The sequence below is a fragment of the Sphingomonas sp. P3_C6 genome (assembly GCF_056402595.1).
On the sequence record NZ_JBFUHB010000005.1, the window covers coordinates 96918 to 109159 of the forward strand.

6 protein-coding genes and 1 pseudogene are annotated in these 12242 nt (G+C 64.0%); 6 read left to right on the forward strand and 1 reads right to left on the reverse strand.

Annotated features, from left to right (window positions below; genetic code table 11):
• Nucleotides 1-125 precede the first annotated feature (125 nt).
• Nucleotides 126-1079 (reverse strand): AraC family transcriptional regulator, encoded by a 954-nt coding sequence (locus AC1DT7_RS08160; protein ID WP_478035433.1) that lies wholly within the window; start codon nt 1077-1079, stop codon nt 126-128.
• Nucleotides 1080-1515: 436 nt separating this feature from the next.
• Here AC1DT7_RS08160 and AC1DT7_RS08165 point away from each other — a divergent pair, with 436 nt between their 5' ends.
• The 6 genes and pseudogenes from AC1DT7_RS08165 to AC1DT7_RS08190 all read left to right on the forward strand — a co-directional run bounded on the left by AC1DT7_RS08165 (nt 1516) and on the right by AC1DT7_RS08190 (nt 12212).
• Nucleotides 1516-2592, forward strand: coding sequence for a helix-turn-helix transcriptional regulator (locus tag AC1DT7_RS08165; RefSeq protein WP_478035434.1), 1077 nt, complete (start codon nt 1516-1518; stop codon nt 2590-2592).
• A 464-nt stretch (nt 2593-3056) separates the two neighbouring features.
• A pseudogene (locus AC1DT7_RS08170) lies at nt 3057-4451 on the forward strand (hypothetical protein); the annotation flags it as partial.
• Nucleotides 4452-4466: 15 nt separating this feature from the next.
• Complete coding sequence (locus AC1DT7_RS08175) at nt 4467-9767, forward strand: autotransporter domain-containing protein (protein WP_478035535.1); 5301 nt, start codon at nt 4467-4469, stop codon at nt 9765-9767.
• 7 nt (nt 9768-9774) lie between these two features.
• Nucleotides 9775-10194: a globin family protein gene (locus AC1DT7_RS08180; protein ID WP_478035435.1), complete on the forward strand. Its 420-nt coding sequence runs from the start codon at nt 9775-9777 to the stop codon at nt 10192-10194.
• 93 nt (nt 10195-10287) lie between these two features.
• Nucleotides 10288-11058, forward strand: coding sequence for a SapC family protein (locus AC1DT7_RS08185; protein WP_478035436.1), 771 nt, complete (start codon nt 10288-10290; stop codon nt 11056-11058).
• 395 nt (nt 11059-11453) lie between these two features.
• Nucleotides 11454-12212, forward strand: a complete 759-nt coding sequence (locus tag AC1DT7_RS08190) for an IclR family transcriptional regulator (RefSeq protein WP_478035437.1) — start codon at nt 11454-11456, stop codon at nt 12210-12212.
• The last annotated feature ends 30 nt before the right edge of the window (nt 12213-12242 follow it).

Genomic DNA, 12242 nt, shown 5'->3' on the forward strand with positions numbered 1-12242 from the left:
CGTCGGACCGTCATGTCTGCGCTCTGTAGCTGGCGCGGAAGAGGCGCGGGTGGGGCTGGAGACGGCACGTCAGGCGCATATCATGCCGCGGTACTGGCCCGCTATTGCGGAGACGCCGACCGCGTTCAACGCGACGAACCAGGGCTGCAGCCGAAGCGGCGGCGGAAGGTGCGATTGAAGTAGGAAACGTCGCTGAAGCCAACGTCGAGGGCGATGTCGCCGACGCGCCGTCCAATGAAACGCGGATCGCTCAGCATCGACTTCGCATCCTGCAGCCTGAGCTCGAGCAACCGTTCGGCAAAGGTCGGCCCGGTCGCCGACAGCAATTCCTGCACGTAGCGGCCGGTAAGGCCGAGCTGCAAGCCGACAAGCGGCGCGGATAGGGCAGGGTTGCGATAGTTGCTGCGCAGCTGGTTCAGGATTGCCTGGAGCCGGCCTGCGCGCAGGCCGCGCAGGCCGGCGACTTCGGCTTCCTCGCCCTTGGCGCCGGTCGCCAGGCCGACGAGATCGATCAGCGTCGTCGAGACATGGTCGAGCAACGGCGATCCGGGCGGCAGCGGCGTCGCATCGAGCATCGCGAGATAGTTGCGCAGCAGCCCGAGCGCTTCATTGTCCGAGCGAATGAGCAAGCCCTGCTTGTCCTCAATCCGGGCGAAGGTGTCGTTGAGCAGCTTGCGCGGCAGGGTCACATTGACCCAGGTGTTCATGGCGCCGCCGGTGAACTCCTGGGGCTGCGTCCCGTCTAGGAACGCGCTGCCGGTGGTCATGGCGAGATCCCTGCCCTTGTAGGTGCCGCCGATCAGCGAACTGCCGAGATTTAGGACGAGGCAATATTTGTCCTCGGTGTCGGTGCGGACGGCGTGGGGCGTGCGGACCACGCGGTTGATCGTCCCCGACATCTTCGCGTAGGTAAGGGGGCCGAGCGCGAGCGCCTCGAGTGTGGCTTCGAAGGGCAAGTCCGACACATCGACTTCAGTCGTCGTGACATTGGCATAATGTATGTCACGCCACAGCTCGTAGCGCGCCTTGTGGCTCAGATGCTCCGGCAGGGCTGCGGATGAAAAGATCTGTCTCTGCACGGCTAGCCCCCCTTCTTTGCTCGAAACCGCTCGTTCCGAAGTCATGCGTCTTGCCGCCGTCAGGACGGCGGGTGCGTTCCCGTGCGCACTTGAAAGCCCTGGGAAATCCAGGCTGGCGCTATGTCCTCCGCGAGGACCGACCGATGGTCCGCGTGTACCCGTGCGGACGCGCGAGCGTCGTCACCCGAAAGTGTGACGTTTGGAGATTTCGCGGAAAGGGGCGCGATGGGGGAGGAGAGGTTTCAGGCCGCGTCTGGAGCGACCGTTGATTGATTTGTCACACCTCGGCTGGCATCAAGACTCTCAGACGTGAACGGGCAGGCGATCGATGACGGGGCTGAGTAACGACCTATTGTCCTCGATCATCGGCGATATTTATGACTGTGTTTTGAGCCCGGACGGCTGGGCCAGTGTCTGCACCCGGATAACCCGATCGGTGGACGCCGCTTATACGACGATCGCCCTGGCCAGCTCGAACGACAGTCATGGCCGCTTCGCCGCGCAGTCGGCCTGGGACGCAGACCAGATGCATATCCTGCAGCGCGACTATGGCTTCGACGATATTCCCGGGCTGAAGGAAGCGGTGGTCGGCGATATCGACACACCGATAACCACGCTGTCGGGCATGAGCGAGGCCCAACTCCAGCAGACCAATTTCTACCGCAACTGGGCCGGACCGCAGGGGCTCCGCGAGGGCTGCATGGTCAAGTTCGTCCATACCGAGGACCGGATCGGGCTGCTCGGCACGTCGATCTACGCCAACCGCGACATCATCTCGGCCGAGGAACAGTCTTTCCTGACTTTGCTCTCGCCGCATCTGCGCCGCGCGTCGCTGATCGGCGACCTGCTCGACCAGGCGCGGGTGACCGCGCATTTTTACCGCGAGACGCTCGAGGGGCTTTCGGCACCGGTCGTCCTGACCGCGGCCGATGGCGCCATTCTCTATGCCAACGGCAATGCCGAGGCGATGCTGTCGGGCACCGGTCCCATCCAGTCGCGGAACGGCATCCTCCAGGCGCAGAACCAGCTGGCGGGCAGGGCGCTGCTGGAGGCGATTGCCGGCGCCGCCAAGGCAGAGGGATCGCTCGGGTCGCGCGGCATCGGCCTGCCGATCTCGGCCGCCGGCCAGCCGCCGGCGGTGGCCTATGTGCTTCCGCTCACCGACGGCACAGCGCGCGCCGCGTTCCGGCCGGCGTGCGCCGCGGTGTTCGTATCGACCACGACATCGGCCTCGCCGCTACCGGAAGCCGTGCTGATCACCTTGTTCGACCTGACACCGGCGGAGGCGCGGGTGTTGCTGAAGGTGGGCAGCGGCATGGGCTCGGCGGCGGCGGCCCTGTCGCTCGGGATCGGCGACAACACCATGAAGACCCATCTCGGCCGCATCTTCGCCAAGACCGGCACCAAGCGGCAGACTGACCTTGTCAGGCTGGTCGCCGATATCGGCACGCCGCTCGGGGGATCGGCGAGCGGCGCCGCTGCGCAATTGCAGGCTGGCGCGACCGCCCACTAGGATCGCCTCCTCGCCGCCGCGGGTGGCGAGCTTCTTGCCGTCCGAGCGCGTTCGAACGCCGTGTTGATAGCGCTGATGAGCAAATCTGCCCGACGTCGCGAATCGCCTGTTTCGGAACGATTCCAGTCCTGATTTCGGACGGATTTGCCGTCTGGCAAAGCTCCTGAGCAGCTGAATTTGGTGGCGATTTCGCGTCGCCGGATCGAAAAAAATGAAAACGCGTGTCCCCGTCCAAAAAACCACGTGTCCCTGTCCAAGACGAACCAAAAAACCAGTGCGATAGCCCTCCCAACATTGGCGAATTTTCGTTTTAGCGGGAGCTTTGAGACATGGGCATGAGCAACAACACGGGTCGGAAATCGGCCTTCAAGCTTCTGGCGCTGACTTCGACGGCGCTTGTGGGCCTGGCGCTTACGCCGTCTGCGCAGGCCCAGGAGTGGAAGGGCAGCACAGACGGAAATTGGATGGACGCGTCGAACTGGGAGCCCACCCACGTGCCGACCGCGGCCGACGATGTGACGATCGACAACCCCACCGGGCAAGATGCCCGGCTGGTTGGTGCGGGCAAGGATGCCGTCGTGCACAACATCACGATTGGCAAAACCGCCGCTGGTGACGGCAACGGCCTCTTCATCGAAGCGGGCGCAACGCTCACCAGCAATCAGGGCATTATCGGCGACCAGGCGGGTTCCAATGGGTCCGTCGATGTGGGTGCCGCCGCGTTCAGCCTGGTGCAGTCGAAGTGGACGAACAGCGGCAGCCTGATCATCGGCAATTTCGGCAGCGGCAACCTCAGCATCGGGAACGGCACGGTCAGCAACACCGATGGCATGATCGGCGCAAAAGCCGGTAGCTTCGGCTATGTGGCGCTCAGTGGCGCGGGCGCGGTCTGGACCAATAGTGGTTCCCTGACTGTTGGTGGCGCGGGCAGCGGTGTGCTGGACATTTCCAATGGCGGCAAGGTCACCGATGCTACTGCAACAATTGGCGACGTCGCTGGATCAAAGGGCACGACGACCGTTTCCGGTGTTGGTTCGACCTGGAAGAATGACGGAAATTTGATTGTCGGAAGCTCCGGCGACGGTGTGATGAACGTTGTCAACGGCGCTACTGTTACAAGTCACGGTTCGGGGATAGGATTCCAATCAGGTTCGACGGGCTTGGTTACGGTCGATGGTCTGGGTTCATCCTGGACGGATAGTCTCGACCTCACACTTGGCTCGTCCGGAGGATATGGTGTCCTCAATATTTCGAATGGCGGTGAGGTCTCAGACAGAAACGGGACCGTGGGCGCTTTCGGTCAAGGTCAAGTTTCCGTGACTGGCCAAGGCTCGAGCTGGTCGAACTCCGGCGAGCTTAATGTCGGCTACTACAATATTGGAAACACGGTGACCGTTTCCGGCGGCGGACAACTGAGTAGCGGCGTTAGCTTCATTGGTGTGAACGCAGGTTCTGATGGAAAGGTCACGATCACGGGCGCTGGCTCCAAATGGACAGACACGGGCAATTTGGCTGTCGGCAGTTCTGGCCAAGGCCACCTCGAAATTTTGAACGGAGCGGTTGTCACAAGCGTCGGCTCAACCGTCGGATTCCAGACAGGTTCGACCGGTGTGGTGACGGTGGACGGTCTGGGTTCATCGTGGACCGATAGTCTCGACCTCACAATTGGCTCGTCAGGAGGGCATGGCGTCCTCGATATTTCGAATGGCGGTAAAGTCTCAGACAGAAACGGCACCGTCGGTGCCTTCGGTCAAGGTCAGGTTTCCGTGACGGGCCAAGGCTCTAGTTGGTCGAACTCGGGCGAACTTAATGTCGGATATTACAACATTGGAAGCACGCTGACCGTGGCGGGCGGAGGATCCGTCAGCGCGAACTTGAGCAGGATCGGGGCGCAAGGCGGATCTACCGGTACCGTGCTGGTGACCGGCGCCGGCTCGACCTGGACCAACACGGGCAGCCTCTACGTCGGCGACGAAGGTTCTGGGACGCTGAATATCTCGAATGGCGGCAAGGTGACCGCAGGATTTGCCGGGGTCGGGAGCTCCGTCGGCGCTGTCGGCACGATGACGGTCGATGGCACGAATTCGGCCTTCGTCGGCAGCGATAACCTGACGATCGGCAGCTTCGGCAGCGGCGTGATGGCCATCACCAACGGCGGCGCCGTCAGCAATCTGCAGGGCACGATCGGCGCGGTTGCGGGTTCGGAGGGCAAGGTGACCGTCGATGGTCCCGGCTCGAGCTGGACCAGCAACTTCCTCGTCGTCGGCGATAGCGGTAACGGAACGCTCGACATCTTGAACGGCGGCCAGGTTCGCGACTTCCTCGGCGCCCTGGCACTGTCCAATGTCGCCTCTTATGCTTTCGTGAAAATCGAGGGCATTGGCTCGACCTGGACTAACGATGGCGCGACCATCGTCGGCGTCAATGGCCAGGCCCAGTTGTCGATCTTCGCCGGCGGCCACGTGGTCACCGGCGCTACGGTCGCGGGTGCGAACGCCACCGTCGGGTTATCCGTAAATTCCAACGGGTCCGCGTATGTCGATGGCGCGGGATCACGCTGGGACGTCAGCGGAGACATGGTCGTCGGTGACGCGGGTAACGGTCTGCTGAGGCTCACGAACGGTGGCAAGGTGTCTATCGGCGGTGATTTGATATTAGCGAAGACTGCAGGTTCGACCGGAGTCCTGAACATTTTTGGATCCGTGCCGGGCACGCTGGACGCAACGAAGGTCCAGTTCGGTTCGGGCACCGGCGAGATCAATTTCCAGCACGCCGGCACTAATTATAATTTCGACGCGGCGGTGAATGGTCTCGGCACGATCAACAATAAGACCGGCGTCACCCATCTGACCGCGGATTCCAGCGGCTTCACCGGAGACACGCATGTCACCGGCGGCACGCTGCTGGTCGACGGCAAGCTCGGCACCGGCATGATTGATGTCCAGTCCGGCGGCATTTTGGGCGGCTACGGCACGATCGGTGGCCATGTGGCGATCGCCACGGGCGGCACGCTGAGCGGCCTCCAGGGCCAGACGCTTTCGATGCAGCAGCTCACCCTCGCGGGCGGCGCGAACGTGGATGTGACGCTGGACACCCCGGGCGGGGCTGCCCTGTTCGATGTCGCGGCCGATCTGACGCTGGATGGCACGCTGAACGTCACGGCCGGCACGCCCTTCGGCCCCGGCGTCTACAGCCTGATGACCTATGGCGGCGCTCTGACCGACAATGGCCTCGATATCGGCGCGACCCCCATCGGCTCGACGGCGAGCGACTTTCTCGTCCAAACCGCGGTCGCGGGCCAGGTCAATCTGGTCAACAATTCGCTTCCGAACCTCGGCTTTTGGGACGGTGACGCAGCCGGCTCCGCCAACAACAATGCTGTCGATGGTGGCTCAGGCGTCTGGAGCGCGGCCTCGACCAACTGGACCGATTTCAACGGCACCACCAATGGCGTGATGCATCCCCAGCCCGGGTTCGCGATCTTCCAGGGCACGGCCGGAACGGTAACGGCCGACGCCAGCGCCGGAGACATTGCGGTCACCGGCATGCAGTTCGCCAGCGACGGCTATCAGATTACCGGCGCGCCGATCACGCTTGCGGATGCCAGCTCCATCATCCGGGTAGGCGACGGCTCGGCAGCGGGCGCCGGTTTCACCGCGACGATCGGCTCGGCACTGACCGGCACCGGCGGGCTGAACAAGACCGACTTGGGCACGCTGATCCTCACCGGCAACAACGACTATACGGGCGGCACGACGATCAGCGGCGGCACGCTGCGGCTTGGCAATGGCGGGACGACCGGGTCGATCGCCGGGGACATCCTCAACAAGGGCATTTTGGTCTTCAACCGCGCGGATGCCGTGACCTTCGCAGGCGCGATCTCCGGCAACGGTGCGATCGAGCAGGCCGGGGCCGGCACGACCAACCTGACGGGCAACTCCGGCGCGTTCACCGGCTCGGTCGTCGTCAACGGGGGCGGACTGGCCGTTAAGGGCGGCGGCACGCTCGGCAGCAGCACCTTCTATGCCGCCGTCGAGACGGGGTCGAGCGGCGCCGTTACCGTGGACGGCGCCGGCTCGGCGCTGACCAGCGCCGGACCGCTCATCATCGGTGCGCGAGGCACCGCGAGCTTGACCGTCAGCAACGGCGCGACTCTGAGCGACGACGAAGCGTTCCTGGCCTACTTCGCCGGGTCGAGCGGCACCGCGACCGTCGACGGCCCGGGATCGAGCTGGACCAACACCGGCAATCTGACGATCGGGTCCGCCGGCTCGGGCGCGCTCGCGATCACTAATGGCGGCGCGGTCAGCAATCTGACGGGCCTTGTCGGCTTCGGAGCGGGCTCGACCGGTACGGTGAGCGTTACCGGACCAGGCTCGATCTGGCAGGCGACCACCGTCGGAATCGGTGTCGGCGGAACCGGCACGCTCAGCATCACCAATGGCGGCATCGTCGCCGATGGCGGCGCCGGCAGCGGCAGCGTCGTCGGGGCGGCATCCGGCTCGAGCGGCATGGCGACGGTCGACGGTGCAGGCTCGAAATGGGTGAATAGCGGCACGTTCATGGTCGGCAATCTCGGCACCGGCACGCTGCATGTCACCAGCGGCGGCGCGGTCTCGAACGACGCCGGCTATATCGGATTCAAGACCGGTTCGACCGGGACGGCGACGGTGGACGGGGCAGGTTCGACCTGGACCAATATCGGCAACCTTTCGGTCGGTCAGGGCGGCAACGGCCGCCTCGACATCACCAATGGCGGCAAGGTCAGCGGCAAGGCGGGCTATCTCGGCTTCGAGGGAGGCTCGACCGGCACCGCAACGGTAAGCGGCGCGGGCTCGACCTGGAACAACGCGCTCGGCATCGCGATCGGCGTCGGCGGGACGGGATCGCTGACCATCGCCGACAAGGGCGTGGTCGTGAGCGGCGGCGAGGGCATCGTCGGCGCCTCGGCGGGTTCCAGTGGGACGGTCGCGGTAACCGGCGCGGGCTCGGCCTGGACCAACATCGCCGATCTGACGATCGGTGCGGACGGAACGGGCGCGCTCGCGATTTCAAACGGCGCCGCTGTCACGAACGCGACCGGCTTTATCGGCCGCGGCCTCGGCTCGAGCGGCACGGTCAGCGTCGATGGCACGGGCTCCTCCTGGGTCAATACCAACCTCGCGGTGAGCGGATTGGGTGCGGGTACGCTGTCGATCACCAATGGCGGGTCGGTGCGAAACGATGTCGCGGCGGTCGCGTCGCATGTCGGGGTCGCGGGCTCGGTACGGGTCGATGGGGCCGGCTCTAGCTGGACCAACACCGGCCAGGCCCTGATCGGCCAGTTCGGAGACGGCACCCTCACGATCGCCAACAATGGCGTGGTCACCGTCGGGGGCACGTTCACCCTGGCGAGCAGCGCGTCATCGACGGGTGTGCTCAATATCGGGGCGGCGAACGGTTCGGCCGCTGTCGGGGCCGGCACGCTCAACGCCGCCAGCCTTCAGTTCGGCAACGGCAGCGGCGTGGTGAACTTCAACCACACCAGCTCGAACTATCTGTTCAGCACCAACATGGCGGGTGCCGGCACGATCAACCAGCTTGCCGGCAACACCAACCTTACCGGCAGCTCCGGCGGGTTTGCTGGCGCGGTTAACGTCAAGGGCGGCCGTCTTGCGGTCAACGGTTTGCTGGCCGGCGGGCAGGTGACCGTCGGCGCTGGCGCGACCCTTGGCGGCAATGGCGTCATCGGCAGCCTCACTGCGCAGTCCGGCGCGATCGTCGCGCCCGGCAACTCGATCGGCACGCTCAATGTCGCCGGCAATGCCAGCTTCGCCAGCGGCTCTATCTATCAGGTCGAGCTCAACGGTCTGGGGCAGTCGGATCTGCTCAACGTCGCAGGTTCGGTGAACATCGCGAACGGCGCGCAGCTCAGCGTGATCAAGACGGACGCGGTACCGTACGTATTGGGCACCCACTACAACATCATCAAGGCGGGTGGTGCGCTGACCGGTGGCTTCAGCTTCGACACGATCAAGCTCACCAACTTCATGGGCCTGGTCGTTGGTTCCGACGCGCATAGCGTCTACCTCGATGTCGCGAAGACGAAGACTTTCGCGGCAGCGGGCATGACGGCCAATGAAAAGGCCACGGGCCAAGGGCTGGATAGCCTGCCGCTCAGCTCGGTGCTGGTCGGCGCGGTTGCGAACCTACCGAGCGATGCCGCAGCACAGGCCGCGTTCAACCAGCTCTCCGGCGAGATCCACGCCTCGATGGCGAGCGGGATGATCGAAGATAGCCGGATCGTGCGGGAATCGATGCTCGATCGCCTGCGCGGTACGATCGATGCGGCGTCGGGAACGACCGATGGCAGCGTCTCGGTGTGGGGTCGCGGCTTCGGGCAGCGCAGCCGCCTGAAGGGCGACGGCAATGCCGCCACCCTCAAGCATGACGACAGCGGCATCCTGATGGGCGCTGACGGCATGGTGGGCTCCAGCGTGCGGGTCGGGTTCGTCGGCGGCTACAGCCACTCGACCTTCAACGACGCCGGCCGCAATTCGCATGGCGAAAGCGACAACTACCATGTCGGCGCCTATGGCGGCGCCCAGCTTGGTCAGTTCAGCTTCCGGACCGGCCTAGGCTATACGCTGCACGACGTGAAGGCGACGCGGACGGTCAACTTCGCTGGCTTCTCGGATGCGCTGAGCAGCGACTACCAGGCGCGGACGACCCAAGCGTTCGGCGAGATTGCTTATGCCCTGCCGGTCGGCAAGGCCACTCTCGAGCCTTTCGCGAATGTCGCCTATGTCGACCAGTCTTCGAACCGCTTCACGGAGAAGGGCGGAGCGGCGGCGCTTTCCGGCAAGGGTGGGCAGACGAACGTCACCTTCTCGACACTCGGCCTGCGCGGCGTGTCGCGCTTCGACCTGGGTGGCGGCACGACGCTGAAGCTACGCGGATCGGCAGGCTGGCGGCATGCCTTCGGGGACCTCACTCCCGATGCGCCGATGGCCTTTGCGAACGGTGCCTCGTTCAGCATCGCCGGCGTGCCGGTGACACGCGAGGCAGCGGTCGTCGATCTGGGCGCTGATGTGAACCTCAGCGAGAAGATCAGTTTCGGTCTCTCTTACGGTGGCCAGTTCGGGTCTGGCTCCTCCAGCAACTCGGTGCGCGCGACGCTCGCCGTCAAATTCTGAGGCAGGCATGACCCCCGAGACGATCGTTCTCGTGCAGATTAGCCTCAAGAGCATCGCTCCGATTGCCGACGAGATCGGAGCGATGTTCTACGCGAGGCTGTTCGAGACCCATCCCGAGCTTCGTCCCTTGTTCGCTGAGGATATCGCGCCCCAGTCGAAGAAGCTGGTTCAGATGCTGGCCATGGTGGTCAACGGCCTGCACCGGCTGAATGCCCTCAAGCCGGCGATCGAGGATCTTGCTCGCCGGCACGAGGACTACGGCGTCGTCCCGGAGCATTATCCGGTCGTGGGCGATACCCTCATCTGGACGCTGGAGCACGCACTGGGTGACGCTTTCACCCCCGATGTGAAGCGGGCCTGGATCATAGCCTATCGGGCGTTGTCCCGAACGATGATCGCCGCGACCCAGTCGGTCACCACGCATTAGGGATCGGCCGCCTCAGGGCGGCCTCAACCAGCAGTCGCAATAGAACTCTTCAGAGCAGCGGCGCGGCCGCAACTATCATGAATGGACATCACCATGACCGAGGCAAACACGTCCGCGACGGCACCCGAAACTGCCCTTCCGCTTTTCTACAAAGAGCCTGTGCTCCTGCGCTTTGCGGATCACGCCACCGCTGGTCTTGCCAGACATAACGGCTTCGACTTCGCGCGAGAGGCTGTCGCCGTACCGCTCGGGATAGGAGAGTTCGCCGCCGCCATCCGGCACTATCCGATCGTCTTCTCGGGCGACGACAACTCCCCACTCGCTGTGGTTGGCGTAAAGCAGGGCATCAATCTCTTCGTAGAGGTGACAGGTCAGTGGCGGTCGGGGGCCTATGTCCCTGCCTATCTGCGGCGTTACCCGTTCATTGCCGCGGAAACGCCCGATGGTAGCGCGCGGCTGCTTGCCATCGACGCGGCGTCGGATCGCTTCATCATCGATTCACCGGAGCGCGCCGACGTCGACCGGTTGTTCGACGCGGCCGGGAATGCAACGCCGACGGCGCAGTCCGCGATGGATTTCTGCCAGGCGTATCACGAGGATCACCTCCAGACCGCCGACTTCGTGGCCGCACTGAGCGGGGCCGGGCTATTGGCACCGAAGACTGCGGACATGCGGTTTCCCGACGGCAGCCGATATCTTCTCGACGGTTTCCTGGCCGTCGAGGAAGCAGCGTACCGCGCCCTGCCGCCCGAAACCCTGTCCGACTGGCATGCCAAGGGCTGGCTCGATCTCGTCGCCCTGCATCTGGCCTCGCGTCAGAGCTGGCAGGTGTTGCTTGATCTCAATGCAGCAAGGCTGGATTAGCATGAGCCTTTGAACTGGCCTCGACGGACGCGTGGCCAGGTCACCCTTGCCGTCACATTGCCCTGATTGGCCTGACGCTCGCGATCGCGCCAGCTGGCGTGTCGGGACCGGACAAGGCCAGGCTATTGAAGGATCTGATGGGAAAAAACTGACCCGGTGAATGCCGGGATCGATGCCTCGCGCGTCGTGCTGACCGACAACGATGTCGCCGCGTCGCCGCCAGCACTCGTCTCCATCTGACGAGCTGTCTTACCAATGGCATGACTTCTCGGGAGCAGGTCAAACGATGTTTTACGGTCCTGCTCCACATCCAAAGTGGGCAACGGGACCGCTGGTGATTGACAGCGCAAAATAGCTGTCTATCAGTTCACGTCCGTGAACAAGAGTTCCCGTACATGACCGACGAGATTAAATCCGCATCGCGTGTTTTAGATATGCTCGAGCTATTCTCGACGCGTTGCGACGGTCTGACGCTGACGGACGTGGCCAAGGGCTTGTGTCTGCCGAAGAGCAGCACATTGGGTCTGCTCCGAACGTTGCATGTCCGCGGCTACCTCGTACGAGAAGCCGACGACGTTTACCGGTTGAATGATATCGTTCGGCGTGACGGCTTTGCACGGCATGGCCGCTTGTTACGCGTCGGACCGCCGGTAATGCGCAGGCTTGCGGACTCATTGGGTGAAACCGTGATCCTGGGCATGATGGGCAGCGCGGGTATGGTGCGGCTGATCGCAAAAGAGGTCTCGCCGCGCGATATCCGCTTCGATATCGATCTGCCGCGCCAGGTGCCGGCCTATTGCACGGCGATCGGGCGTGCGCTCCTGGCAGGTCAAAGCGACGCCAAGGTCTCTTCCGCACTCGCTGCCGTCGCGCGCGAGCCCCTGACCGAGCAGACGATCACCGACGAAACCGAATTGCGGGCGCTCATCGAAAGGGTCCGCGAAACGGGCGTCGCGGTTGTTGTAGATGAATTCGCGCTCGGGGGCACAGGCATCGCAGCGCTTGTTCCGATGGCGCAAGACCAGCCGCTCGCAGCACTCAATATTGCCTGCGTCACGCCGCGCTTCCACGCCAATCGCGTGTTGATCATCGAAGCGCTGCAAGAAGCGGCGAAGGCGATCGGCGGATCGATGCAACCAGATCGGGCGGCATGATGGACTTCACGCCGATCTTGGGTCCCGGCA